The sequence below is a fragment of the Pseudonocardia lutea genome (assembly GCF_042658055.1).
GTDB classification, from domain to species: Bacteria; Actinomycetota; Actinomycetes; order Mycobacteriales; family Pseudonocardiaceae; genus Pseudonocardia; species Pseudonocardia lutea.
This window is the reverse complement of sequence record NZ_JBHSQK010000011.1, coordinates 1-26,031: the sequence shown is the minus strand read 5'-3', so window position 1 is coordinate 26,031 and position 26,031 is coordinate 1. Positions and strand designations below refer to the sequence as shown.

Here is a 26,031-nt window from a genome sequence, read left to right as displayed (position 1 = left end):
GCTGTACGACAGACTCGTGGGGTGTTGATCGGCGAGGCGTAGGAACCCGCATCATCACGAGCGCATGATAGCCAGGCCGCAGTTGGCATGTCGGTGCGCTGATACGACCAACGGGAAGTCTGTGTCGCTCCCCAGTTCGCGATCGAGACCTTGGTCGCGGGCCCGCTTGGCCGACCGGCGGTGGCATCATCTGAGAACTAAGGTCGCGCTCATAGTCTCCGAGGCAGCCTAACAGCCGACCTACTAATGAAGACGCATCAAAGCGTGGAACATCGCCCTCGACCTAGTATCCTGCGTTGGAGTTTGGCCAAGATATGCGGCGAGTGGTTCCACGATATCGTCGGCGGTGTTCGCCCGAGCGAACGGGCATGAGTCGTCGTTCCAGCCTGACATTCACGCGCGGATGTCGCATTCAAGGGCGTGCGGGTTCTTGTGCACTCCACGACCGGAGCTGCTGGTCGATGAGCAGCGCGAACCGGCGTTCGACCTGGTTGAGCCAGAACGAGTAGGTCGGGGTCAATTGCATGTGGGATCGCGGGTGAGCCTAGAGCCAGCGCTGGATCGTCGGAGCCTTGTGGGTGCTGGAATTGTCGCAGATTAGGTGCACTCGAGCCCGACCGCGACCTGTTTGTCGAGCTTGACGAGGAACTCGCGAACTCCGCGGCGCGGTGGCGGCGGTGAATTGAGCCGATCACCCGCCCGGTGGCCACGTCGAGCGCGGCGAACAGCGTGGTGATGCGTGGCGGGTGTAGCCGTGGGTGCGCCGCTCGGGCATCCCTGGCAGCACCGGCGCGGAGCGGTCCAGGGCCTGGGTCTGGGACTTCTCGTCCACGCACAGCACCAGCGCCCGCTCCGACGGGTCAAGATGGAGCCCGACGATGTCGCGGACCTCGTCCACGAACTGCGGGTCGGTGGAGAGCTTGAACATCTCGACCTGGCGGGGTTGAGCCCGAAGGCCATCCAAATCCGGCTCCCGTGGAACGCGACAGGCCGCTTTCGGCGGCATCGACGCCCGTAACCAATGCGTCGCATACGCTGGGGTGCATTCCAGCGTGTCCACGACGACCTATTCGATCTGATCCTCGGTGATCGTGTGGGCAGCACTCGGGCGCGTCTCGTCCACCAACCCGTCGAGCCCCGCCCTGACGAAACGCGACCGCCACTTCCCGACCGTCACCGCATGACATCCCAGCTTCGCGGCGATTGCGGTCTTCGACTCACCGTCCACGGCGGCCACCGCGATCTTGCTGCGCGGAGCGAGGGCCTGCGAGGACTTCGCTCGCCTTGACCACCGCACCATCGTCTCGCGCTGCTCGTCGGTCAGGTTCACCTCGGCCACCGGCCTGCCCCTACTCGGCGCGACCGCAGCCTACCGACATTTAGCGAACTTCAGGCGCAGGAAACTAGTCGTGCCCAACTCCGCCACGCTAGTGACCTTCAACGATCCGATAAACAGGGCTCTCAACCTCAAACTCCGAGAATGATCCAGACCTTCTCCTTACGGTCACTTACTACCTCGACAGCAGATCCCCCCATCGCCTAACGCTCCCAAAGCACGCGTCGACGTGAGACACGAATACTGCACCGAGCCCTCCTCTGCCGCTAGCACCTAGATGAGAAGCGCGACACCTACAGCCCCTCCCAGCAGTACAGTACTGATTGCTGCTAAGCCAAACTTGCCGAGCACGATAGCGAAGACAACGCCGGACAGGAGATCAAGTACTACATATAGGGCCAGGACGACAAGCAGCTGCAGAGACCCCGAAAGCGTCAACCCCAGACCTACGAGCGGGACCAAGGAGCTAACCACCACCGTGATTACAGACAGAGACGCTCTATGGAACCGCATCGCGACACGATGGGTGGTTGAGTTCAAGGCGACTGCACCAAACCAGATCATGCACATAGCTGCCAGGTGCGCGTACGGTATCGCAAAGAGCCGCCCAACGAGGACAGTTAAGAAGGACGCCCCAAATGCTAAATACACAACTATGGTTGCATATAAGTAGGCGCGGTCGGGCGAATCAGTCCGACGGTGAATCAATCGCGGAAGGACAACGTTAGTTACGAAGCTCGAAGCCCCGGAGACCATCTTCGCAGCCATACCCAACTGCGACAACGTCGAACTCGGAAGAGTGGCAGCCATTGTCTGGATCGACACCCCAGCACCGTAGCCGGCAACTGCTTGGCCAAGGAACCAACCTGAGGCCCGCTCGTCCGGCGCACCGTCAGCCTCACGCGCTCGAAGCGAGTCGAGTATAGTCCCCCCGAACTTGACAACAACCAACACCAAGAATATCAACACACCAAGAATTTGCATGGCGAGAAGCAACGTAATTCGGTGCGTCATATCGGAAAGAGATGCCAAGGTCAACGATAAGCAGGACAAGAAGTTTGCCGCGAGAGTTACGCTTGATAGCCAGATCGGATTACCGTGTGCAGATAGCCATAAGGCCGCCCACCAGGCCGCCATCAGTATTGTGGCGAGAACTAAGGCAAGTACTGCGTGCAGGATGAAGCCGGCATAATTGCCTGCCGTCGCCGAGAATACAGCAACTGCTACTGCTGTAGCAGCGAGCGGACTTACAGCTGACGCAATCAGCCAGCGTCGAACAGACCGCCGAGTTGGGGAAGCATTTCTCAGCCAAAGCGGATATAGCGTCCCGACTAAGAGTATCTGTATGGGTAACTGTGACCAGTTGATAAGGAAGAAGTACGCGTCCGACGCGGTGGACGCCTCCGCACCTAGAAGGACTAAGAGAATCTGTATGACGCCCAAAAGCTGGGATACCGCTGCTAAGGTGGAGGATCTAGCATGGCGCAGCAGAGCCCAGAGTCGGGAAGTTGCCCTGCGAAGTGTCCAGGCCACACCTGCGCTACCCCTCGAGTCCACTAGGCCAAGCTTCGTAAGGACGGATTCCTCGGCCTCGCTACCGCGCATCAGCCCGCGGGCTTTGGTCACTGCCAACAAGATCTCTCAACCATGAGGCGCACTCGGCGTGCGCAGCCGACCAAGCCTCATCGAACGAACGCTCATCCGTCAGCCGGGCAAGGGCTTCATCGACATCTGCACTCTGGACGAGGAGCTCGTCCAGCCGCAACTTCTTGAGAGTCGGACGAACCTTCCCACAGTACGGGATAGAGAGAGTCGGTCGGCCGATCATCGAGGCTATCAAGGCGGGGTGCATACGCACGCTTATGACGCCTGAAGCAGATGCGAGGACGGAGATCATCTCCGTAACCGTCTTGGGCTTGATCACATCGACCGGCGGCAGTGACAACAAAAACTTCTCGTCACCGTCCCCGACCGTCATCACGATGCACTTCGACCCCAATCTCGAGATCAACTGCGAGGCGAAGTCATTCCATCTATCGACAGGAAACAGCGACTCGGTTGAGTCAGGCCTACGAGAGATATCAAGTAGGTTTAGGACTACCCGTCCCGTTACATAGGAGATGTGTCCAGCGAATTTGTTGACGGCGGGGTACAGAAGGGAGATCGCATCCGGGAGCACATCAACGTTATGTCCTATGCGAGACAACGCGTCTGCCGACTGCTCGTCGCGAACAGAAATCCGCGCTTCCTCACTCAGTAGTCGTGCAAGTTTCCTCCGGAACCGGGGATCCTCCACACCTCGTACCTCGATCGAATGCCCAACAAGTGGGCGCGATCTTCGGTCGGCTATCAATCGCTTCAGCTTCCGGTGGATTTCGGGAATCCAACTCGCATTTAGGTATCCGCCACCGCCGAGGATCATGGAGCCCGTGGAGTGACCGGTCAGAGCACTACCCTCTACGCCGAGGTCGTGTCTGGGAACACCAATCGCTGATGCTGTACGCTCTGGGTTGGCTGACGTTACTAATGCGTCAATCCGCTGCGAGGCAAAGAAGTCACGATAGCCGGTCAGTATTGCCTCGTCTCCGAGGTTCGGATATCCCCATCCGCCAGCCAAGATGTGCAACACAAACCTTCCTAACCGATGTTTCCGCCAGATCTCTGCTCAGTTACCGAGAATCGGCAAAACCTGCCCGTCTCGAGTTATCTTGCAGGGACGGTGGACCTCCAATGGAATGCGCACTCCGGTTTTCAGTACGAGCTCTTCCACCGCAAGCGTGCTGACAGTTGTTGGTTCTCGTACTACACATCCTTCATCTATTTCAATTCGTGCCACTCCGCTGAGCTCCAGCCTCCCAAGAATGTGTACGTTGAAACTGAATGACGTGTTCGAGTTGCGTAGAACACATGGTGCCTTCAACTCGACGCTAGATGGTACGTGCAAACCAAGCCACCTCGCGACCTGACCTCTAACTCGGGATTCAAGCAATTTGCTAGACGCAGCGGAGTGAAGGAATGGGCTTATGAAGTTTCGTTTGACGAATCGAAGGTGACTTCGGATACGGCTCCTGCAAGCAAGAAGAACCCAGCTCATTCCACCACTCGCCTTTCTAGTGCTACCCGCGCAAATTGGGAGTATCGAGCTGAAGCCGCCTGGGATAATTCCTCGGCGATACGTGTAATCTCGCCACCGGCCTCTTCGGATAATGCAAAGGTCACTGCCCGAGACCAATCATTTTTCGAGTATAGGAATTTGCTCTGTTCCGGCAGCAACTCCGCTAAGCCGCCTGTGCACGGCGCGATGAAGGGCGTCCGACTTTCTATGCACCTGAGCGCGATTCCGCTCTGATAGTAGCGCCGATACGGAACAATTACGAGTCGCGCTGATTGTATTAGAACTGTCAGCTCGTCCTCCGGCACGAACTCCGGTCGCACCCTCCAGCCACGCACTTGGGGCCATCCTCGGCCGATAATTTCGAGTGAATAGCCTGCGGATGCCAACTGTTCACCAATCAACTCCAGTGTCTCGACGTCCCGGTCGGGTTTGAATTGTCCAACTACTCGGATCGCGCGATCCCTACTGGAGGTTCCTGCCGTGCGTTCGCCTGACATCGTGGGGTGCGGCAAATGGTATGTTTGCAGAGTGGGTAAGTCGACCTTCAAATCGAACTCCGCCGCAAGGCTATGCACGATAGCGATCGGCATGCGTTTTGCTGGAAGCAGTCCTGCTACCTTCCGACTGACCCTGCCATAGCCGATCGAGCGAACAAGAGGACGAGGGTCGTGATAGACGATGTAGCGTTTTGCCTGACCAGGAAGCAGGGCCAGTATGACTGCATCTATTGCCCCTAGCACCGGCCATGCAACTATGACGACGTCTGCCGTGCGCGCCTTCCACAGCGCCTCAACATAATCGAGAATCCAGCCGATTCGCCCGCCCTTCCGCTGCGAGGGCTCTACAAAAGAACTCACTTTAACGACTGAGCATGGCGCTGCGGCTGCGAGGGTCTCTGCTGCAGCGTTCACGTAGTGCTCAAGCGCGAACCGCAGTGGATTCACTAGAACAAACTTAGTCATCGCGACCTAAACACCACTTGTACTCCGTCCCAAATCCCTCTAAGAACTGCTATCGGTGCTTTAGGTATCGTACGACCCAGTATGGCCTTAGCGGATTCCTTCGCAAGTATATGACATACGGCGGCGGCTGTTGTCCACCATCCGAAGTGCCTACTATGCAGTATCACCATATTGCGGCCTAGATAGTACGGAGGAACTCCATTCGTAGCCTGCCAAGCACGCGCCAAAGGGACGTGAGCAACTGTCCATCCATCCATCCTCATTCTGTATTGCTGTTCGAGTTCTTCCATATACATGAAAAAGCTCTCGTCGAGTTTGTGCTTCTGCAGGACTTCAGTACGGTACAGAATGCATGCGCCGTCGATCCATTCCACACCGTGACATTCACTGGTCCTCAGAGGCTTACTGCAGACCGTGTTATGGCGGGGGAGCTTCAAACGCTTAGTCAAGTAACCGCCAACCGACCAGACCTGCTCGGATGAAGTGCCATGAAGGAGTAACTTCGGGCCAACGGCTGCCACCTTGCCACCGCGATCCAACGCCGCTGCCAGGGCGCGCAGAGATTCGGGTGCGAGAACAAGTTCGTGTGTAGTAACAAGGGTGTACGGTGTAAGGGGTCCCGATTCTGCGAGGTGTTCGACTCCTCGGTTGACGGCTGCTCCATATCCGCGATTTTGTATGAAAATAATCTCAACATCAAGCAAGCTCCTGAGAACTTCTTGCTGCGGTGGCTCGTCCTCACTGTTGTCCACGACTAGAATGTCGCCCAGAGCGATGCCAGAGTCGCGCAGCGAGCGAACCGTTGCCTCGATGGTCGCGTAGCTCTTGTGATGCACTACGATAGCTTTCGTCATCGTCAAGTTCCGGACTCACTCGCAGAAGTCGCCATTGCGGCTCGGAAATACTGCCCTGTCGTTCTGAACATGCCGATAGTCGGGCTGCGTTAGTTGTGATTGGTTCACGGGGTCCGCAGCAGGGGCTGTCTCTACGAAGTACGCAATGCGGGTGCTTTCCCGAATTTTACGAACCAGCATATTCGTCCCGTATCTAGCGATGACCGTTGCCCGCTTCCAACCAGGCGAAGCCCGACCACGGTGGACCGGCTGAGGGCATCCTTGATGCATTTATGCCAGGCTGAAATGTGCATTGCTGCCAGCCTGATGTCTGCATCCTAGATGGCGTCTCCAGACGTGATTGTTCGAACATCCGGTTATGCGCAACGGTAGACCGAGGGTTCGGTGGTACGAGAGCGCGTGAGGAGGTCCGAGGAGGCCTTCGAGACGGAGTAGGGCTAGTTCGCTGCAAAGCTCTGCCTCCGATCACGCGCATATCGGGCCCATATGCTGCGACGGCAGAGATGTGGACGAACTTGTCGACCTCCCGCTCGAATGTGACCTGCAACAGCACTCGAGCGCCCAGGACGGGGGTTGAGACAACTCTGCCGTGCTGGAGATCCGGCGATGCACGTGCGACTCCGGCGAAGTCTCCGGTCACGAGTACGCGCATGAGCTGCCTTTCGGGTTCCAGGGGCGTCCATTGCGCGCGAGCTACTGCCTTAGGTCCGGCCGAACGCGCCGGGCACCGGGCTGCGCAACAGCACGAGGAGACGCAGGAGGCTGCGGCCGGTGGGGGTGGTCGTCGGTCGGGGTCCTGGGGACCGACCCATTGCTGTAGTAGGCCCCGTAGTAGCTGTAGGCCCGCGGCCCACTGCTGGGAGCCATCGACATGACGGAGCCGAGGAGTGGCACGCCGATTCCGTTCAGCGTCTCCGCGGCCGTGCCGACCTGCTGGCGGGTGGTCTTGTTGAAGCGGACCACGAGGATCACACCGTCGGTGGCTGGGGCGAGCGCGGCGGCGTCGGTGACGGGCAGGAGCGGCGGGGTGTCGAGCAGGACGACGTCGTAATGGTTGCGCATGTCCTCGATCAGCTTCTGCATCTGCTGCGAGCCGAGGAGCTCGCTCGGGTTGGGCGGGAGGGATCCGCTGCCCAGGATGTCGAAGCGGCCGGCCCAGTTCTGGATGGCGTGGTTGAGCGGTACCTGGCCGGTGAGCACGCTCGTCAGGCCGATCGAGCCGTCGAGGCCGAACAGTGAGGAGACCTTGGGCTTGCGAAGGTCGGCCTCGACCAGGAGGACACGCTGACCGGTGGCCGAGAGGGCGATGGCGAGGTTCGCCGTCGTCGTCGTCTTGCCCTCCCCGGGTAGGGAGCTGGTGACGGTGAGGACGCGCCGGGGGTTGTCGATGTCGACGAACTGCAGGTTCGTGCGGAGCTGACGATAGGCCTCGGCGCGGGGCGACATCGGATCGTCGTGCACGGTCAGTGGCCGCTTCGGCACCTCTGGGTCGTAGACGACCGCGCCGAGACTGGGCACGCCGGCCGCCTCACGGAGTTGCTCCGGCGATTTCACGGAGGTGTCGAGGGCGTTGCGCGCGAGCGCCGCGGCGACGCCCACGGCGAGACCCGCCAGCAGGCCCAGGGCGAGCGTCGTCGAGAGGCCGGTCGAGGACGGCGTGGTCGGAGGTGTGGACGGCTGGACGACCCGGATCTGGACCGGCGGAACGCCGTTCGGGGCGGCGGGCCGCTCCAGCTCCGTGACGAGTTCCGTCATGACCGTGCCGATCGAGTTGGCGATCTCCGCGGCGCGGGCCGGGCTCGGGTCGGTCACGTTGACGTCGATCAGGACCGAGTCGAGGGCGCTCGACGCCGTGATCTTCTTGGCCAGCTGGTCGGGAGTGTCGGCAAGACCGAGACGCTGGACGACCGTGCTCGTGACACGGGGGCTCGTCACCAGCTCCACGTAGGAGGTCACGCGCTGCTGGGAGAGCTGCGCGCCCTGGTACGCCTGCTGCGGGTTGTCGCCGGTCTGCGCGCTGACGTACATCGTGAGCCTCGCGGTGTACTCGACCGGCCGGACGAAGAAGACCGCGCCGGCGGCCACCAGCCCGAGGACGACGGCGACAACCACGACGAGCCATCGCTCACGCAGAACGCGGAGATAGTCCTGGACCGTCATGCAGTCCCCTCGAACCTTCGCGTGTGCCGGATCGCACACGCGTCAGTAGAGGACACGGCTGGCAGTTCCCGTCGGTTCAGTGACGGTTCGCACATCAATGGTGCGGCCGCATTACGAGGCATGAGGCTTCTCCCCCGAAAAATACGTTCGTGCCCCCGTTTGGCTACAGCACTGTAAGCCGAACGGCCTCGTCGTGCTGACTGGGGGAGCGGAGGCCGGCGCACGCTTGTCGCGAGAGGTGGCGTCTGCGTTACAGCCAGCAGGAGGTCGGCAGAGGTTCGTCATCAAGTCTGATGATGCATCGCCCGAGGGTCCGCCGATGCGGCGAGCACGGCCGAAGCGCTGTCGCGCGATGTCGTCGGACGCTGGTCAAGATCGCGGCAGCGGTGCCGGGCGAGCACGCACCTCATCACCATGGTTCGGTGCCGCACCGCTCGGCTACACGCAGTCAAGGGAGCCCACGCCGCAGGGCCGCTCGGGAACGGAATAGTGGGGTCTCACTCTCGTCATCCGGCAAATCTGCTGGATACGTCCCCGCACGTTTCTGCGGCATATTTAGCGATGCACGACCGTGCGCCGGATCCGATGTGTGCAGAGCTTCTTGGCGAAGCGGTCGTCCGCGGCGAGTCCTTGGGCGCCGCACCAGGCGTTCGCTTCGGCTGCGATGGAAGAGGGCCCTGTTGCCTGCGCCCCCAGCAGGTCGTGATGTGTGCGGTCATGACCAGTGACGATCGACGACCCGTCCGGTAACAGGACCGTCGGCGGACTCGATGGGTGGTCGTGCGCACCGTGCTTCGGGTCGGCCTGGCCGTCCTGGTGATCGCCGTGGTCGGCGGCGGGCTGTGGTTCCTCCTCCGGCCGGCACCGACGCCCCAGACGCCCGTCAGGGTGAGCGGACTGCCGGCGTTCGGGCAGGCGGAGGCGGACGGACTGGCATCGACCCTGCGCTCGGGCGACCCGGCGCGGCTGGTGCCCGTCCTCCCGTTGCGGGCGGGCGAGAGCGTGGATCCGGCGTTCGCCTCCCAGCTCGCCGCGATGCCGTCGGACATCGATCCGGCGACGTTCACCGGGCAGGACCCGCAGACCGCCACCGTCCGCGCCACCAGTGGGGACAAGGTCTGGATGCTGGTCCTGCGCCGCCGGTGACCTGGGGTACTCGAACACATGTCCGCGCCGATCGGTGTCGAGGCTTCTCGGCCTCGGTCGTGGGCGGCGCTCGAGCTCGAGTCGCTCCACGAGGTCGTTGAGGCGCTCGGCCGGGATAAAAACGCGCTCTCGGAGCTGGTCCAGGAAATCGGCCCCCACGGCCAGGCTGGACGATGGGCGCTGATCGAGCGGATCGTCGAGGAGGAGCGTCTCCGTCGCCACCCTCGTCAACGGAGAGACGGGGCGCACTGACCTCGTCGGCGACGGAGGTCGACGATCACGCGGCCCTACGCCGCCCGCTGCGCCAGCCCCAGCGCGTAGTCCGGGTACCACTGCCCCGCTGGCGGCTCCCCCGGCCGGCACGCCCCGTCCGACTCCCCCGGCCGCTTGACCCACAGTAGGTCGTCGGCCAGCGCGTTGCCCGTCTCGGTGGTGGGCGGCGTGCCCAGAGCCCGGCCAGGCGGGTTGCAGAAGCTCGGGCCCCCGTCGACCTGATCCGACTCCACCCGCCCAGCTCCGTTGCGGCTGGTGTCGATCACGAGGTGGGCGCCGCGGAGGGCCTGCGAGATCTTCGTGCCGTAGGCGATGTTGTCCTGGGTGGTCCAGAAGTTGGCGACATTGAGCGCGAAGCCGTCGGCCCGCTTCACCCCGGAGCGGTCCAGCGCCGAGGCGAGGGCGCCGGTGTCGGTGATGAAGCCGGGATTGCCGGCGTCGAGGTACACCCGCGCGCCCGCACCCTTGAGCTGGTCGATCGCCTCGCCGAGGAGCTCGTAGCGCTCGTCGCGCAGGTTGCCGTCCACGCAGCCGGAGATCTCGTGGGGCACCGCGTCGGGCTCGAGGATCACCGTGGCGCCGGCGCCGTCGAGCGCCGCGGCCAGGCCCTTGACCCACTGGCGGTACTGGGCGCCGTCGCCGGAGAAGCTGCCGCAGTCGCGGTGCGGGATGTTGTAGCCCACCACCAGCGGCTTCTGCCCGGCCTGCGCGGCGCGCCCCACGTACGCGCGGGTCTCGGGCTCGACGGCCGCCGGGTCGGCCGAAACCCACAGCGGGACCGGCTGCTCGGCGATCTTCCGGAGCTCCTCGGCGTCCGCCGTGCGTCCCTCCTGCTCCCATGCCGCGACCTGCGCGGCGGCGGGGGTGGTCGGGTCGACGAAGAAACCGGTCGGCGAGGCGGTCACCGACGCCGGGGCGGTGGGCGCTGTCGTCGACTCCTGGCCGGCCGGGGAGCAGCCGAGCGCGGCGGCGGCGAGCACACCACCGGACAGGAGGCTGCCCAGCCAGCGGGAGAGACGATGTCGGGTCACGGCGTCGAATTCTCGCAGAGCGGTCTCCGGGCTCACGTGACGTGCACCCAATGGGCCTTCGACGGCGTGCCCGCGCCGTCGACCAGGAAGAGCATGTAGTAGCCGGGCGGGACCAGGGTCGGCTCCTCGGGGATTGCCAGGCTCAGCGTGCCGTCGGGGTTCTTGCTGACGTTCAGGGCCACGCTGCGCTGCTCGACGTCCGTGGCGTGCGTGGCCGCGGACGACCGGATCAGCCCCTTGAACAGCGAATTTCCGCCGAGGGTCATCACCTGGCCGGTGGGCAGCAGGATGCCCTCGGAGTGGTAGTCGCGGCCGACGAACGGTCCGCGGCGGCCGAGAGCGAGTTCGTGTCCGGGCGGTAGAGGCTCGCGACCAGGTTGTCGCTCGCGCCCTTGCCGCGGTAGTCGCGCGAGCCGTTCACGATCAGTAGCGAGTCGTCGGGCAGCTGCACGACGTTCGGGTAGCGGGTCGGCACCGGCAGGTCCGGGCCGGGCGTGTACGCCGCCTTCGGGCCCTGCTCGAGGTCGATGACGTCGATCCGCTTGCTGGTCAGCGGGGACTCGCCGACGCCGCCGCCCCAGACCACGATCATCTTCTGGTCCTGCACGGGGCCGGCCCAGGCCGAGCCGCTCGTCTCCATCTGGTCGGCGTCGCGCAGGCCGGCGACGGGCCGGAAGGAGTTGTCCCCGAGGTTCCAGAAGCCGGGGACGCGGCCCTGGTCGGCAGGGCCGTAGCCGGCGTTGGAGCCGGTGTAGAAGAGCGTCCCCTCCTTCGCGGTCTGGAAGATCGCGGGGTAGGTCGGGAAGTAACGGAACAGGTCCGGACGCTCGGTCCAGGTCTTGCTCTTCGGGTCGTAGATCTCGTTCTGGCCGGGCAGGATCACGCCGCTGCCGTCGAGCCCCGAGGTGGTGAGCACGGTGCCGTCGGGCAGCCCGGTCAGCGTGGGGTACCAGCGCTTGTGGTTCATGTCCCCCACCCGCACGTACTCCTCGGCGAAGGGATCGAACTCGTAGGCCTGCTCGATGCCCTGGTAGTCCTGCTTGTCCATGGTCATCTTCTGGCCGAGGCCGTAGACGTTGTCCGCGTCGGCGCCAATCAGGCCGGTGATCGTGTACTGCGTCGGGACGTCGGTGACGCCGGCGGTGCCGGTGTCCTCGGACTCGACCCACACCTGCGTCTCGCTCGCGGTGACCGTCACGTTGCCGCGTTTGCCCATCTGGGTCTTGGTCGCGGGCTTCACCGTGAAGGCGTTGGTGGCGAGGTACTTCCGGCCGTCGGGCGCGACGAACTCGGTGCCCTTCAGGAAGTCGCGGCCGGCGTCGGGGTTCTCGTTCTTGACCACGAGTTGCCCGGCGGCCTTGGTCACGGCGCCGTCGAGGATCTCGTAGCGCTGGGTGCCGCCGGCGACGAGCAGGTTGCCGTCGGAGAGGAAGGCGTGCCCGCCGCAGAACATGTCGTCGGGCGTGAGCACGATCCGGCCCTGCCCGGTGGCGGGGTCGTAGACGAGGGACGTGAAGGTGCCGGCGTCGAACTGGGTCTGGTCGTTGCCCGAGCCGGCGATGATCAGCAGCTTGCCGGTGGGCAGCAGCGCGGCGTGGACGGCGTTGACGCGCAGGTCGGAGGGGAGGTCGATGACGTCCCACTTGCCGTACCGCGCCTTATACTCGGCGCTGTTGATCAGCTTGTCGTGCTGGTAGTCGCTCACGAACGCCACCGCGGGCGGCACGTTCACGGCGAGCAGGACGCCGGGGACCGTCACGAGGGTGGCCAGCTTGCGGTGCCGGACCAGCCGTCCCAGGACGGCGCGCAGGGCGCGCTTCACGCGATGGCTCCGATCTCGTCGTCGTTCGTCTCACGGGGTGCGGGGACCGCACCGGGGCGCAGCAGGCCGGGCTGGGCCGGGATGCGCGGCTGCGGGCGCAGCGGGCGGACGGGGGCGGTGGCGCCCACGAGCTCGCTCGGGGACCGGGTCTGCCCGGCTTCCTCCCGCTCGAGCTGCCAGAGGGCCATCGGGGCGAGGCTCACCAGCAGGGCGATCGCCGGCCACATCATCACGTCGACGTTGGCGTAGCCGAGGACCACCGACGCGGTGAGGGCGGCGGCCAGCAGGGCGGACCACTGCAGGTGCCGACGGAAGGTGCGCAGCCGGTCCGGCGACGACGCGTCGGCCTTCGGGGTCACCACGAACTTCGCGGGCCGGCGCAGGACCGTGGCGGTCAGCGCGCTCGCGTAGATCGGCGCGGAGAGCACCGACATCGCCATGCCGCGCAGCCCGGCGCTGCCCGTCTCCTCGTAGGGGCTGACGTTGTAGCGGCGGTTGCGGATGTAGACCCACGCCTGGAAGAGCGTGGCGTCGACGTAGAGGGCGAGCCACAGCTCGGGCGGCACCACGATGCCGGCGACGCCGAAGGCCAGGTACAGCGTGGCGTTGACGGCGCCGAGGATCCAGCCGACCGCCATCGACGGGTAGAAGGTCGTGATCAGCAGGTAGTGCAGCATCCGGCCGGGCGACAGGCGCAGGAACCGCCGCCAGAAGGTGCCGGAGAGGATCTCGAAGGTGCCGCGGGACCAGCGCAGCTGCTGGCTGAAGTAGTCGGTCCAGGAGGAGGGGCCCTCCCCCACCGCGACGACGTCGGGCGTGTAGACCGAGCGCCACCGCCGGCCGGTCGCCGGGTTGCGGCGGGTGTGCAACGCCAGGCCGGTGGCCATGTCCTCGGTGATCGAGTCCGCGAGGCCGCCGATGCACATCAGCGCGTCGATGCGGACGGCGTTGTTCGTGCCGACCAGCATCGGGATGCCGTAGGCGTTGGCCGCCCGCTGGATCACGCTGTGGAAGGGGAACTGCTGGGACTCGGCGGCCTTGGTCACGAAGTTGTCGACGTTGGCGTAGCACTGCGGGCCGACCACGAACGCGACGTCCGGGTCGCGGAAGTAGCCGAGCATCCGCTCGGCGTAGTTCGGCAGCGGGACGTGGTCGGGGTCGACGGAGAGGAAGACGTCGTAGCGGTAGCCGTGGGCGTCGACCCAGGCGTTGTAGTTGCCGTGCTTGGTCTTGGCCTTGAAGAAGCCGCGGGGCTGGTTGTAGGCCTCGACGCCCTTGCGGGAGAAGTGGTGCACGCCTGTTTCGCGGCACATCTGCTTCACCTGCGGGTCGTCGCCCTCGTCGAGGAGCCAGACGTCGAACCGGCCGTCGTGACGGATGCGGCGGGCCGCCTCGAGCGTGGTCCGGACCATCTCGATCGGCTCCTTGCCGGGGACGATCGTGGTCAGGAAGGCGACGCGCAGGTTGCGGTCGGGGCGGACCGGGACGGGGTCGCGGGCGAGGATCGAGGCCAGCGACAGCGAGACGACGTTGACCAGGCGCAGGGCCTCGACGAGCGCGATCGAGGCGATGACGAACGCGTTGGCCGCGTGGGCGAAGGTGTTGCCGTCGACCTCGGGGCGGTGGCCGGGGTGCAGCAGCCACAGCACGAAGCCGATCTCGACGACGACGTTGAGGACGACGATCGCGAGCGACCCCGCGTAGCGGCGGGGGCCGCCGGACTTGTGCACGCCCTTGAACTCGACCCGGTAGGGCCGGTCGGCGGGCGGCTCGGTGATCGGGCCGGAGATCTCGCTGAAGGCGCGGACGCGTTGCTGTTCCCCGACTGGACTCGTCACTACTTCTGATCCCATCTGACTGTCAGGAGACGACGGGATCGTTCGTGCAGACACTCACCCGGCACGGAGAGTGCTGGGGCGCTGTCCGTGCATCACCCTGTCGAGGGCGCAGTGGTGGTGTTACGCGAGAGTAAGGTCCTGTTTTTGCGATTCAGGCTCCGGCCCGCGGCGCTCTTGCTCTCCTTGGGTGAGCCTTCGCTGCTTCTGGGTCACTCCCAGTGCTCCAGATAGAACACTCCCGGTCTCAGGGAAGGTCTTTCGGATCACAGGACCAAAGCCCCTGGCTCCTCCGCTCCTGGCCTCGGGTTCCTCGATCCTCACTTGAGGATTCGTGATCGACCGGACCAACAGGACGGACTACCTCCTCGACGACGAGCGCATCACGTCGTCCACCGTGCGAACCACGGTGCCGCGGTCGCGCCGCTGCTGCAGCCAGTCGAGGAATGCGGTGAAGATCTGCGGAGCCAGCGAGTTGTCCCCGGTGCACTTCGTGGCGCAGATGCCGTGGAACACCATCGGGACCCACCCGCCGCCGTGTTCCTCGGCGCCGACCACGCTCGCCTGCAGATCGGCCAGCGTCGTACCGCTGCTCACACCGGGAGCGGTACGGATGTTGAACGGGTCGTGCGGGGGAATCGACTCGGCGTACGGGCACTGCCGGCAGGCCGGGTTGTTCAGGCCCCCGACGGCGCGAGCGTCGATGTACCCGCAGTCCGCCACGATCTTCGCCACTTCCGGTGACGTTCCTCCCTCGGGATAGGCGAACGACCCGATGTTCTGACCTTGTTCGTCGTCCCCGAACCGCAGTGCGGTGAGCGCCGCCCGGTCCTGACACACCTCTGACCTCGCCGTAGCGAGGTCGACCTTGACGAGGTTCTCGTGATGGACGGTGTGACCGCCTATGTCGTGCCCCTCGAGCGCAGCCTCGAAGGTCTGCGGCCACATCAGGTAGTAGGCACTCGTGCCGACGAGCCCCGAGCTGACGTACAACGTCCCGGCCATGCCGCGCGACCGCAGCATCTCCAGCGCCGTCGCTTGGCTCGCGGAAGCGTCGTCGAAGGTGAGGCTGACGACGGTCTTGCCGGTGAGGTCCTCGCCGCCTGCCGCACCCGGCCGTGATGGCGTTGCATCGGGAACGCCCGCGGGGGTCGGAGGTTCCACACCTCGCCGACCCGTGGCGTCGAAGCGAGGAGACGGCGACGCGCAGGCAACCACTATGACCAGCGCGGCCAGGACTCCTCCGAAGGCCCGGAGCAACCTCGGACGACGCGTCACGGCAATGCCCACCATACGGCCCTCGGTCGAGCAGTATGTGAGGACCGCCTGCCAGTGTGCTCGACCGAGCCACGAGCCATCATCGCCTGACGGGTCCGTACTCCAGATGTGGCCCAACGGGTCCGTACTCCCGGTGTGAGTCGAAGGCGCGATGCCGGTGGCGCAGCCGGCTCAACGGCTACGGAGCGCGCGAGCGGCTCGTACGGCTCGGCGGGCGCCGGGGACCCGACGAGCAACTCGTCGGAGTCGCCCCGTCGGGCCCGGGCAGTGGTCGAGATCAGGGCCACGATGCTCCCCCACGTCGAGCGCCGTGAGGACGTGCATGTCGGCGTCGTCGAGAGCGAAGTCGACAACGCTGATGTTCTGCCGCATCCGCTCCGGCCTGGTCGATTTCGCACACACGATGTTCCCCAGCTGTACGTGCCACCGCAGGACGATCTGGGCGGGTGACCTCCCGTACTCGTGCGCGAGCCGGACGACTTCCGCTTCCGCGAGAAGCGGTCCGCCCTGCCCGAGCGGACCCCACGCCTCCGTCTCGATCCCCTGTAGGCGGTGGAACTCCCGCAACCGCGTCCGGGCGAAGAGCGGGTGGCACTCCACCTGGTTGACGGCAGGGATCGTCGTCGACTCGGCGGCGAGCCGCTGCAGGTGAGCGCGGGTGAAGTTGGAGACACCGATCGCTCGCGCGCGGCCGTCGGCGAGCACCTCCTCGAAGCCCGTCCACGTCTCCACGTACCGGTCGGCGCCCGGCTCAGGCCAGTGGATCAGATAGAGGTCGACGTGATCGGTCCCGAGCCGCCCCAGGCTCTTCTCGAGCTCACGGATCGCTTCCCTCCGCCCGTGCCGGTCGACGTCGAGCTTCGTGGTCAGGAACACCGCGTCCCGCGACAGGCCGGAGCGGGCAAGGGCCCGACCGACCTGCTTCTCGTTGCCATACCTCTGCGCAGTGTCGATGTGCCGGTAACCGGCCTCGAACGCCGCCAGCACCGCCTGCTCCGTCTGCCCAGGGGCGATCCGGTACACGCCGAAGCCGAGCTGCGGGATCGTGACGCCGTTGTTCAGCGGGATGAACGGCACGTCACCCATTCCGGACGACTCCCCGCCAAGCCCCCCGGCTCGTCAACGGGTGTCCACGCACCACCCACGTCGTGTTCCCTAACCGTCCTGCGATACCACCTGTGGGCTCGTCCCGGTGCATGCCCACCGTCCCCTCCACGCCTGCCACACCCCGCAGGTCGCCCATCTGTGCGGTCGGCGCTCGATCGGCAGACGGCCGGCAGCGGTGTCTGGGGCTCGCGCGCTGTGGGACTCGCGTTACCGGACGGCGAGTGTCGCGTTCCCCGTGCCCCTCCTGATGCCAGCGTTCACCGTGCTCCTGTCTCAGCGAACCGAGAGGGGCGCCCGGCGGCCCGGCCGCGGCTCAGCGCGAAGGGACGATCTTCTCGACGATCCGGTACACCGCGTCCGTAATCAGCACGACGGCCTCGTGGTGGGCCTGCTGGGGCTTGCCGATCGGGTCGGGGACCGACAGCTCCTCGCGGTCGAGCGGCACGAGCCCGCGCTTCATCCGGGCCTGCTCCACCAGCTCCTGGGCCCGCTTCACCGGATCCCCCTCGGGGAGCATGCACTCGTCGACGGCGTCGACCAGGGCGGCGAACTCGCGCAGCGCGAAGGTATTCTTCAGGCCGGCCGGCTCGCGCTCGACGACCGCGCTGCGGTGCCGCAGGCTCGCGCCCAGGACCAGGTCGGACCTGCGGACCATGGAGCTGCGCAGCTGGCGGGCGCGGAAGGCACCGGCCTGCACGCCGTCGAGCCCCCACGGGGCAAGCTCGTCGCGGGTGTCGGGGTGCATCATCTCCCCCACCACCGCGTTCATCCCGGCGCTGGAGATGTCGAAGCGGGCCGCCTCACGTCCGCCCAGCTTCCCGACGAGCAGGTGGCGGGTCATGATCTCGGCCGCGGGCGAGCGGCAGAGGTTGCCGGTGCAGACGAAGAGCAGCCGGAACGTGTCGGCCCGCGCGGGGTCAAGATCCGGCCGCGAGTGTCTGCCCACGTCCTCCAGTGTGACGGCTCCGCCGCCGTTGCGCCTCCCTGCGTCCACCGCCCGAGTGGTCTCCGCCACCGGCGCGGACGCCGCGCGCCGGAACCGTCGGGAGGGCCCCTGAGCGTCTGATCAGCGGCTTCTCGGCTGCTCCTCCCGGCCTTCCCGACCAAGGTCATCAGTTGTGACGATGCGTCATCGGACGGGGTAACAGGGTGACGGAGGGCGGCGACAGTCGGGACAGATGTGGATCGAGGGGGTCCACGTCGTCACCCGGAGGAGTAGCCCGCCATGACCGCCGCGTTCGACGAGCTCACCGTCGACCTCAGCAGCGTTCCCGTCCAGCGTTCGGTTGCGGCGGCGCACGCGGTCCGTCCGCCGGCTCGACGGCCCGGGACGGCCTGGGCGGTGCTCAACGCCGTCGTGGCGGTGCTGATCGTGCTGGTCGTCCTGCCCGTCCTGCTCGCCGTCGCGCTCGCGGTCATACTCGACCGCGGCCCCGTGTTCTTCCGCCAGACCCGCGTCGGCCAGGACGGGCGCCATTTCCAGATGATCAAGTTCCGGTCGATGGTGATCGACGCCGAGGCCCGGCTCGCCACCCTCCAAGCCCACAACGAGGCCGCCGGGCCCCTGTTCAAGGTCGCTCACGACCCCCGCATCACCACCGTCGGCGCCGTCCTGCGCAAGTACTCCCTCGACGAACTGCCCCAGCTGTTCAACGTCATCACCGGCACCATGGCCCTCGTCGGCCCCCGCCCCGCCCTACAGCGCGAGGTCGACCACTACTGCCCCAGCGCCCGCCGCCGACTGCTCGTCAAGCCCGGCATGACCGGGCTTTGGCAGGTCTCCGGACGCAGCAACCTGTCCTGGGACGAATCCATCGCCCTCGACACTCGCTACGTCGACACCTGGTCCCCCACCCTCGACCTGACGATCCTCGCCCGCACCGTCCGCACCGTCGTCAGAGGCGACGGGGCCTACTGAACTCCGCTCGTGGCGCCGGCCCGCCTCGAACAGGGCAGGCCGCTCGCGATTCCCCACGCGGCGCTCGTCGCTTGGTCCCGCCGGCCGCGGCAGAGGGATTGGATGGCGCGAGCAGCCGTACTCCCGGTCACGCCGGCTGCGTCCGCGGACAGCCGAACCACGGTGGGTCGTGCGACGAGCGGTGGTCGAATGTGAGGGGCGGCTCCAGGTAGCCCGCTCGGGCGAGGACGTGGAGATAGGCGGGATCCGTCAGCGCCACCGGTCGGTCCAGGCCGAGGGCGAGGGCGCGCGCGAGGGCGGACTTCAGCCGGTCCTGGAGCCCCGAGATGCTCAGCCGCAGGCGGGAGGCGGCCTGCTTGAGCAGCACCGGCTCCGTGTGCTCGTGCGGGGGCCACTGCAGCTGCCGGGGGAAGACGGCCTCGAGTGCCTCGCGCTCGGCCCTCGTCAGCCCTCGCGGAGTGAAGGCGGTCGCCGTGACCGGCCCCCGGTGCTGCCCGACCTCCGGTGGGTCCTCGTCCTCACCCACCCGCACCAGGGTCGACGGGTCGTCGAACTCGAGCAGCAGCCAGTGCTGCGAGGTCCTGGACCCCGGCAGCAAACGGACGCCGACGAGGGGCCAGTCGACCGTCGTCGAACACTTCCGGATCAGATGCGACGGCAGGCACCACGGGTGCAGCACGGCGCCGTTCCGGTTCGTCGCCCTGATGGTCCACCCGTCCTCGGTCGCCGTCACCGTCATCGCGCGGCGGGACACGAGCACGTCGGGCACGTGGACGCCGAGGGGCAGCTCGCCCTCGCGGCCGGCGACGATCTCCTCCCCGACCCCGATCCGACGGGTGGCCGTCACCCGCCACACCGATCCGTCGTACTCGTACGCCATCACCCAGCGCTCGTCAGGCACGGCAGACTCCTCGCGAACAGTCGACGTGCACCGCCACCCAGCAGGACAACGTGGAGCCTCGCCCGCGCGTGCCCCTGAGACCCAGGGGGCGCATCCTCAGCGGCCACGGTGACAGCGCCGGACAAGGATGCCGCCCCCGCCCGCGCACCACATTGGGGGCCGCCCCCGCCTGTTCAGGGCTCTCCCTACAGTTGCCGGGTGGTAGCCCCAGCCGTCCGCGACCCTCCTACGGTGTCGTCGCCGCGCTGTCCGGCCAGGTCCAGGTCACCTGGTAGCTGCGGTCCGGCATCGGGTTGTCGACGGTCCAGGTGATCTCCTCGACAGGCGCGGGGCCAGGGGCCGGGCTCACGGTGAGGCCGCCGGGATCGAGGTAGACCGTCTGATTGGCCGTGACGTCCTTGTAGCGGAATTTCACGTCGCCCGCCGGTAGGCCGGGAGGAAAGATGATCCGGTAGGACGCCTTCTCGGTGGCGTGCAGGATGCGGAACCCTCCCCACCAGTCGGACTTGTTCTGGAATCCGTTCCAGAAGGTCACGAGAAGGTCGACCGTGAAGGGCTGGTCGTCCGGCTCCTTCGAGATGTCGACCAGTACGTTCCATTGGCGAACGCCCGAGGACGGCTGTGTCTCGGCCTGTATCACGCGGAAAGGATGGGAATCGCACCAGATCGAAGGGTCCGCCGCACTACCGCTGGAGACGGTGTGGACGAAGTACTTCGCGCCGGGCTCGGTCTTGCGCAGGACGAAGGAGGTCATCGACAACCCCCTGGACACCCGTTCCCCGCTCGCCAGCTCCTCCGCAGTAGTCCTCTTCCATCCGGTGAGATCGAGGGTCGACGTGCGTTCCACCACCCGGACCCCGGACTTGTAGGTCAGGTCCTCCGGGAGACTCCTGTCCGAGGCGCCGGGTACCTGCCAGTTGAACAAGAACTGTTCGGCCTCGTTCCTCAGAGAAGGCACAGCGGCGACCACGACCACGAAGGCCACCAGCAGGGCGAGGAACTCGAGTCCGATCCTCCGCCAGCGCAGTCTGGCGAACGGATGGAATCCGATGTGGGTGGGTGCCGAAGTACCCCTGCCGGCGCCCCGGATCAGTGCGACGGACGGCTCCTCGGTCTTCTCCTTCTCCGTCTCCGTCTGCGTCTGCGGGATGTCCTCGGGAGGGTCGCAGGTCCGGGCGTGTCGGACAGACGGACCAGATCCCCCACCGGAGCCGTGCCCGCCGGCTGACAGCGCATCCTGTGCGGCGCGAGCCAGTTCGCCGGCGGTCGAGAAGCGATCATCCGGATCCTTCGCCATGGCTCGACGGATGACGGGGTCCAGCCCGACGGGAAGACCCTTCCGCTCCGCCGATGCCCGCGGCGGATCCACGTAGAGGTGATCGTGCATCAGCACGTGGCCCTCACCGACGAACGGCGGTCGCCCGACCAACGCCTCGAAGAGCAGGCAACCGAGCGCGTAGACGTCCACTCGCCGATCGACCGCTTCGCACCTGAACAACTCCGGCGCCATGTAGGCCAGCGTCCCGACCGCGGATCCGGTCGCCGTCAGGGTCGACGCGGCACCCGTGTCACGGCGCGCGACGCCGAAGTCGATCAGATAGACGAAGCCGCGCTCGCCCAGCAGAACGTTCGACGGCTTGATGTCCCGATGGATCAGGCCCGCTTCGTGAGCGCAGTCGAGCGCCTCGGCCACCTGACGTACGACGTCGACCGCTGCGCCGGGATCCAGCGGCCCGTGATCGGCGATGAACGTGTGGAGATCGGCTCCGTCGACGAGGCGCATGTCGATGTACAGACGCCCGTCGATCTCCCCGAAATTGTGAATGGGGATCACGTGCGGCGAGGACAACCGACCGGCCCGGCGTGATTCGCGCCGGAACCGGCTCTGGTACTCGTCGTCGGCCGCGAGGCCCGGACGGAGGCGTTTCAACGCCACCGGGCGGTCCCGGGTGGTGTCGAATGCTCGATAGACCTCGCCCATACCGCCGACACTGATCAACGCATCCAACCGGTACGGCCCGAACATCTCCGGTTCCATGGTCACCCCCAGTGCGGCGCCCGCCCACGCAAAGTACCGGAAAGTCTCCCCCTCCCGGTCGCCGCGGAATTGATCGACAGATCACCGACGGAATCGCTCTCCACGCGTACATCCCTGCGAGATCGACATGCCGGGCAGTGCCGATCACCACCTGCCGCGGTCGCTCCGTCACGGCCGGTGAGCAGGGAAGATCCTCGTCCCGATTGCACGTCGTCACGTTTCCGCGTCAACCCCGCCACGTGGCGGGTATTCACCTGACGATCCCCTTCCGCCCCCATTCTCGTCGCAGTCCGTCCGGTACCGGTCGACCTTCGGTGGAGCATTCACCCCGCCACGCAGCGGGATTCCGGAAGACGCGGACGCCGCGCTACACATATGTCGCTCGGATTCCGCAGACGAGAGGTTCGGTGAGAGCGATGGTGGTGACTGTGCCGTTGATGCTGAGCGACCGGGATTACGCGATCCTCGGCGCTGTTGCCGCCGGTCGGTGCGCGGTCGGCCAGTCGGACGGCGGCATCCTGACCATTGACGGGATGGCCTGTTGCGATCAGTTCGCAGCCCGGCGCCTCCTGCGCTCGGGAGTCGTCTCCTCGGAGTTCGAGAAGGAGCACGCCGCGCTCACCGAATTCGGCCGCGAGCTCATTTCGGAGAAGAAGTCGGCGGGGAAGGAACCACGATGAGGAAGCAGAGGGAGCGGACCACCACGGGCGACTGCCGGCGCGCACGGCGACGCAGGCGCGCGAGGGGCTGGGTCACCGGCGGGCTCGTCACGCTGGCGCTCCTCGGCGCGGGGCAGTCCGCGTCGACGGCGTGGGCCGACACCCCGACGGACGCCGGCCCCCGTGATGCGCGGGTCGAGACGAGCAACGACTCGGACGTCACCTTCGTGGCGGTCGTCCGGCAGCGTCCGGCGTTCGCCGGTGTCTCCGAGGCGGACCTGGTTCAGCTCGGTCACCTGACCTGCCAGGCGTTGGACCGGGGCGCCACGGACGACGACCTCGTCGCGGCCGGGCGGCCGACGTTCTCGCCGGCGGACATGGGGTGGCTGATGGGCGCGTCGATCGTCACCTACTGCCCGAGCCACATGGACCGGATCCAGGCCCAGCCGCAAGGCGGGCAGGGTGCGGGTTCCTCTTCCGCGCAGGCGTCGCCCCGCTCGACCGGCCCGGGGAGCACCGACTCGATTCTTCGCGAGTCGGAGCGCCGGATGTGGGAGTCGTACCGGAACCGCATCAACCCGTGAGGACCGGTCGGACGCCGGCCTCAGCCAGACGCGACGACGAGCCCGATCGGGGGGCAGACCGAGATCGGGCCGTCGTGGCACACCACTCGAATCACCACGGAAGAATCAGAAGGAGAACATCATGAGCTACAGGTCGACATTTGCCCGCCTCGCCGTCGGATCGGCCCTGGTGGGTGGCCTCGCGCTGTCGGGTGCCGGAGCCGCATTCGCCGACGCGCCGCTGGCCACCGCGTCCGGCCCCGCCTCGCTCGTCCAGCTCGAGAAGAGCGACGACTACAAGCGTGGCTACAACGAGGGGTACCGCAAGGGGTTCGAGGACGGCAAGAAGGACTGCAACGCCCCCAAGAAGCAGGAGAACCAGCCGAACCAGCTGCGGGAACCGAGCGACTACACGAAGGGCTTCGCCGAAGGCTACTCCGCAGGCTACGACAAGGCCTGTAAGAAGCAGGAGCAGAAGGACGACAGGCAGTTCCAGAAGGGCTACCAGGAGGGCTACGCGGCGGGTTACCGGGCCGGCAAGCAGGACTGCAACGCCCCGAAGAAGCAGGAGAACCAGCTCCAGGCGCCGGACGCCTACACGCAGGGCTACACCCAGGGCTTCTCGGCGGGCTTCGACAAGGCCTGCAAGAAGTAGGTCTGAGCGCAGCCGCTCACCGGCTCCGGTCGGTGGGCGGCTGCCGCATGACCGCGGCCCCGGACGAGCCGACTCATCAATGCTGGGTATGTCCGGCACGGAGGGTTAACGAACGAGCACCGTAGGGCGAACATCGGGACGTAGGACCCCCGCCGCGCCATGCGGCGGGTCGTACTGATNGGCCCGCCTCCGCGCTCGGAGGCGGCCCGTTTCGCTGTCAGGCGGCCTGGGCCAGCCAGGGCTCCCAGGCCGGATGCGGCTCGACGGCCAGCACCAGCACCCCACCGGCCGCACGGGTCGGTGGCTTGGGCGTGACCCGCAAGGTCCAGCCGATCTCCTCGACGAGGCGGTCGGCCTTCTTCGAGTTGCAGGCGCGGCAGGCGGCGACGCAGTTCTCCCAGCTGTGCGCACCACCGCGGCTGCGCGGAACCACGTGATCGATCGTGTCCGCCTTCTTGCCGCAGTAGGCGCAGCGGCGCAGGTCGCGGCGGAGGACACCCGCGCGGGTCATCGGCACCGCCCGGCGGTAGGGCACCCGGACGTAGCGGGAGAGTCGCATGACCGACGGAGCGGGGACGGTCAGGTTCTCCGAATGGAAGGCCGCCCCTTCGAGGGCGGCCTGCACACACTCGGCTTTACCGGTGAGCATCAGGACGATCGCGCGTTTGGCCGTGACGACGGCGAGAGGCTCGAAGCTCGCGTTGAGCAGCAGCACCCGTGAACCCGGCGGGAGCGCCGTCACCCCGGCACTCCCTGCCCCCGTCTCTCCCTCCCCGGGCTCGGGGACGGCGACGAGGGGTTGGGGTTGTCGATCCGGCACGCGACCACCTCCGCTCGGATGAGGTAAGTCGACCATACGAGAGCGGGGTTACGCACGTGTGATATTGGGGCGGACACGCGGTGCTGGTCGACGGCCCGACTGAGGCGGCGAACGGGCCGCTCGTCAATCCTGCTGAAGAGTTGTCACGCCGGGGGCGACTACGGCGATAGGCCGGTTGATCGCGTCGTTCGTCCGCCAGGAGTTCCCGTGTCCAGCCCCCGCCGCCCGCTCGCCCTGCCCGAGATCGAGCCCGCCACCCAGCTGCTGCCCGTGGTGCCGCCGCACGCAGTGCCGGAGCCCCGGACCGAGGTCGACGACTACCTCGCCGAGCTGCCCGAGCCCGTCGCGGTGCGCCGACGTCGGGACCCGCTGGTCTGGGTCGCCGCGGCGGTACCGGTGCTCGCGCTGCTGGCAGTGCTGCTCGTCCTCTTCCTCTGACTTCTGGAGCGATCGCTCAAGTAGTCTGGCGGGCATGTGGTTCTGGCTCGCCGGCGCGATCCTCGCCGAGGTGACCGGCACGGTCGCCCTCCGCTTCTCCCAGGGCTTCTCGCGGCTCTGGCCGTCCGTGATCGTGGTGCTGGGGTACGGCATCGCCTTCTACTCGCTCTCGCAGGCGCTGAAAGGCGGGATCGCGATCGGGGTGGCGTACGGGATCTGGTCGGCCGTCGGCGTCGCGTTGATCGCGATCATCGGGGCCGTGGTCCTCAAGGAGTCCCTGACCTGGGTCCAGATCGGCGGGATCGTGCTCGTCATCGCCGGGGTGCTCGCACTGGAGCTCGGCCGGACGTCGCATGCCGCCTGAGATCGCCGACGGCCGGCTGCGCAAGGGAGCCTTACGCCGCCGGGCGCTTCTCGACGCGACTCTCCGGCTGGTCGGCCGGTCCGGGGTCGCTGCCGTGACGCAGCGGGCGGTCGCGGCGGAGGCGGAGCTGCCGCCGAGCGCGGTGCTGTACTACTTCGCGAGCGTCGACGAGCTGCTGGTCACCGCCCTGCGGGAGGTCAACGACCGGTACGTCGCCGACCTCGCCGAGATCACCACAGTCGGGCAGCTGGCGGAGCTGATCGCGGCCTACTCGGCCCAGGACCGGCGGCTGACCATCGCGGAGTACGACCTCTACCTTCTCGCCGCGCGCCGCCCTGACCTACGCGAGGAGCTGGATCGCTGGGACCGGGCGGTGGACGAGATGGCCCGACGACTGTGCCCTGAGCGCGCGGAACTCCTGGCCGCGGCGGTCAACGGCCTCTACCTCCGCGCCGCGACGACTGGGATCGACCGGGCGACGACCGTCCGTGTCCTCGGGGGATGAGCCTCTGACGCTCAGATCTCTACCTGAAGAGTGGGGAACGTGCGGCCACGCTGTGGCGGGGGGATCCCACAGCGTGGCCGCACCAGCGACGGGTGCCGTGTGAGGGGGGCACCCGCCGCCGTCCGTGACGTTGCGGGGTGATTCGTATGGCGGCGGGGGCCCGTTATCAGTACGTGATGCGGTGTACAGGTTCGGCCGTTCGCTTCGCTCGACGCGCTCATGTAAGGAGCTCCGGGACTTGATCGGCCCGG

At 66.5% G+C, this 26,031-nt stretch carries 22 protein-coding genes and 1 pseudogene; 8 read left to right on the top strand and 15 right to left on the bottom strand.

Annotation, left to right across the window (positions count from 1 at the left end; all coding sequences use genetic code 11):
* Positions 1-243 precede the first annotated feature (243 nt).
* The 5 genes and pseudogenes from ACFQH9_RS06450 to ACFQH9_RS06430 all read right to left on the bottom strand — a co-directional run bounded on the left by ACFQH9_RS06450 (position 244) and on the right by ACFQH9_RS06430 (position 8,427).
* A pseudogene (locus ACFQH9_RS06450) lies at positions 244-1,300 on the bottom strand (IS630 family transposase).
* 1,630 nt (positions 1,301-2,930) lie between these two features.
* Positions 2,931-3,965 carry a polysaccharide pyruvyl transferase family protein gene (locus tag ACFQH9_RS06445; protein ID WP_379564973.1) on the bottom strand — a complete coding sequence of 345 codons (1,035 nt, stop codon included), beginning with the start codon at positions 3,963-3,965 and terminating at the stop codon, positions 2,931-2,933.
* 461 nt (positions 3,966-4,426) lie between these two features.
* Complete coding sequence (locus ACFQH9_RS06440) at positions 4,427-5,395, bottom strand: hypothetical protein (RefSeq protein ID WP_379564972.1); 969 nt, start codon at positions 5,393-5,395, stop codon at positions 4,427-4,429.
* Between the two features lie 14 nt (positions 5,396-5,409).
* Positions 5,410-6,267 (bottom strand): glycosyltransferase, encoded by an 858-nt coding sequence (locus tag ACFQH9_RS06435; RefSeq protein WP_379564971.1) that lies wholly within the window; start codon positions 6,265-6,267, stop codon positions 5,410-5,412.
* A 693-nt stretch (positions 6,268-6,960) separates the two neighbouring features.
* Positions 6,961-8,427, bottom strand: coding sequence for a tyrosine-protein kinase domain-containing protein (locus ACFQH9_RS06430; RefSeq protein WP_379564970.1), 1,467 nt, complete (start codon positions 8,425-8,427; stop codon positions 6,961-6,963).
* A 780-nt stretch (positions 8,428-9,207) separates the two neighbouring features.
* Here ACFQH9_RS06430 and ACFQH9_RS06425 point away from each other — a divergent pair.
* On the top strand, positions 9,208-9,573 hold the full coding sequence (locus ACFQH9_RS06425) for a hypothetical protein (RefSeq protein ID WP_379564969.1): 366 nt from the start codon (positions 9,208-9,210) through the stop codon (positions 9,571-9,573).
* 287 nt (positions 9,574-9,860) lie between these two features.
* Here the strand turns inward: ACFQH9_RS06425 and ACFQH9_RS06420 are convergent, their stop codons facing one another.
* From ACFQH9_RS06420 to ACFQH9_RS06390, 7 genes are all read right to left on the bottom strand, one after another.
* Positions 9,861-10,877 carry a glycoside hydrolase family 6 protein gene (locus tag ACFQH9_RS06420; RefSeq protein WP_379564968.1) on the bottom strand — a complete coding sequence of 339 codons (1,017 nt, stop codon included), beginning with the start codon at positions 10,875-10,877 and terminating at the stop codon, positions 9,861-9,863.
* 32 nt (positions 10,878-10,909) lie between these two features.
* Positions 10,910-11,143 (bottom strand): galactose oxidase early set domain-containing protein, encoded by a 234-nt coding sequence (locus ACFQH9_RS06415; RefSeq protein ID WP_379564967.1) that lies wholly within the window; start codon positions 11,141-11,143, stop codon positions 10,910-10,912.
* The gene (locus ACFQH9_RS06410; protein ID WP_379564966.1) at positions 11,143-12,699 is read right to left on the bottom strand and encodes a galactose oxidase; all 1,557 of its coding nucleotides are present in this window, start codon (positions 12,697-12,699) and stop codon (positions 11,143-11,145) included. Before ACFQH9_RS06410 ends, ACFQH9_RS06415 begins: the two co-directional genes overlap by 1 nt.
* Positions 12,696-14,537 (bottom strand): glycosyltransferase family 2 protein, encoded by a 1,842-nt coding sequence (locus tag ACFQH9_RS06405; RefSeq protein ID WP_379564965.1) that lies wholly within the window; start codon positions 14,535-14,537, stop codon positions 12,696-12,698. Before ACFQH9_RS06405 ends, ACFQH9_RS06410 begins: the two co-directional genes overlap by 4 nt.
* A 357-nt stretch (positions 14,538-14,894) precedes the next feature.
* A complete protein-coding gene (locus tag ACFQH9_RS06400; RefSeq protein WP_379564964.1) occupies positions 14,895-15,812 on the bottom strand; it encodes a polysaccharide deacetylase family protein in 918 nt (305 codons plus the stop codon).
* Between the two features lie 171 nt (positions 15,813-15,983).
* The gene (locus ACFQH9_RS06395; protein ID WP_379564963.1) at positions 15,984-16,898 is read right to left on the bottom strand and encodes an aldo/keto reductase; all 915 of its coding nucleotides are present in this window, start codon (positions 16,896-16,898) and stop codon (positions 15,984-15,986) included.
* Positions 16,899-17,232: 334 nt separating this feature from the next.
* Complete coding sequence (locus ACFQH9_RS06390; protein WP_379564962.1) at positions 17,233-17,865, bottom strand: arsenate reductase/protein-tyrosine-phosphatase family protein; 633 nt, start codon at positions 17,863-17,865, stop codon at positions 17,233-17,235.
* Between the two features lie 279 nt (positions 17,866-18,144).
* Between ACFQH9_RS06390 and ACFQH9_RS06385 the strand changes: the two genes are divergently transcribed.
* Complete coding sequence (locus ACFQH9_RS06385; protein ID WP_379564961.1) at positions 18,145-18,837, top strand: sugar transferase; 693 nt, start codon at positions 18,145-18,147, stop codon at positions 18,835-18,837.
* 127 nt (positions 18,838-18,964) lie between these two features.
* Here ACFQH9_RS06385 and ACFQH9_RS06380 read toward each other — a convergent pair whose 3' ends face one another.
* Both ACFQH9_RS06380 and ACFQH9_RS06375 read right to left on the bottom strand, forming a co-directional pair.
* Entirely contained in the window at positions 18,965-19,738 is a 774-nt protein-coding gene (locus ACFQH9_RS06380; protein ID WP_379564960.1) for a hypothetical protein, read from the bottom strand.
* A gap of 226 nt (positions 19,739-19,964) precedes the next feature.
* Positions 19,965-21,776 (bottom strand): serine/threonine-protein kinase, encoded by a 1,812-nt coding sequence (locus ACFQH9_RS06375; RefSeq protein WP_379564959.1) that lies wholly within the window; start codon positions 21,774-21,776, stop codon positions 19,965-19,967.
* A gap of 416 nt (positions 21,777-22,192) precedes the next feature.
* On the opposite strand from ACFQH9_RS06375, the gene ACFQH9_RS06370 reads away from it, so the two are divergent.
* The 3 genes from ACFQH9_RS06370 to ACFQH9_RS06360 all read left to right on the top strand — a co-directional run bounded on the left by ACFQH9_RS06370 (position 22,193) and on the right by ACFQH9_RS06360 (position 23,653).
* The gene (locus ACFQH9_RS06370; RefSeq protein WP_379564958.1) at positions 22,193-22,456 is read left to right on the top strand and encodes a hypothetical protein; all 264 of its coding nucleotides are present in this window, start codon (positions 22,193-22,195) and stop codon (positions 22,454-22,456) included.
* Positions 22,453-23,019, top strand: a complete 567-nt coding sequence (locus ACFQH9_RS06365; RefSeq protein WP_379564957.1) for a DUF732 domain-containing protein — start codon at positions 22,453-22,455, stop codon at positions 23,017-23,019. The genes ACFQH9_RS06370 and ACFQH9_RS06365 overlap by 4 nt, the downstream gene beginning before the upstream one ends.
* Before the next feature lie 121 nt (positions 23,020-23,140).
* On the top strand, positions 23,141-23,653 hold the full coding sequence (locus ACFQH9_RS06360; protein WP_379564956.1) for a hypothetical protein: 513 nt from the start codon (positions 23,141-23,143) through the stop codon (positions 23,651-23,653).
* Between the two features lie 217 nt (positions 23,654-23,870).
* Here ACFQH9_RS06360 and ACFQH9_RS06355 read toward each other — a convergent pair whose 3' ends face one another.
* Positions 23,871-24,368, bottom strand: a complete 498-nt coding sequence (locus ACFQH9_RS06355) for an HNH endonuclease (RefSeq protein WP_379565200.1) — start codon at positions 24,366-24,368, stop codon at positions 23,871-23,873.
* 312 nt (positions 24,369-24,680) lie between these two features.
* Here ACFQH9_RS06355 and ACFQH9_RS06350 point away from each other — a divergent pair, with 312 nt between their 5' ends.
* Genes ACFQH9_RS06350 through ACFQH9_RS06340 form a run of 3 tightly spaced genes read left to right on the top strand, consistent with a single transcriptional unit; the run spans position 24,681 to position 25,780 of the window.
* Positions 24,681-24,911 carry a hypothetical protein gene (locus ACFQH9_RS06350; protein WP_379564955.1) on the top strand — a complete coding sequence of 77 codons (231 nt, stop codon included), beginning with the start codon at positions 24,681-24,683 and terminating at the stop codon, positions 24,909-24,911.
* 34 nt (positions 24,912-24,945) lie between these two features.
* Entirely contained in the window at positions 24,946-25,275 is a 330-nt protein-coding gene (locus ACFQH9_RS06345; protein WP_379564954.1) for a DMT family transporter, read from the top strand.
* Positions 25,265-25,780 (top strand): TetR/AcrR family transcriptional regulator, encoded by a 516-nt coding sequence (locus ACFQH9_RS06340; protein WP_379564953.1) that lies wholly within the window; start codon positions 25,265-25,267, stop codon positions 25,778-25,780. The genes ACFQH9_RS06345 and ACFQH9_RS06340 overlap by 11 nt, the downstream gene beginning before the upstream one ends.
* Positions 25,781-26,031: the final 251 nt, after the last annotated feature.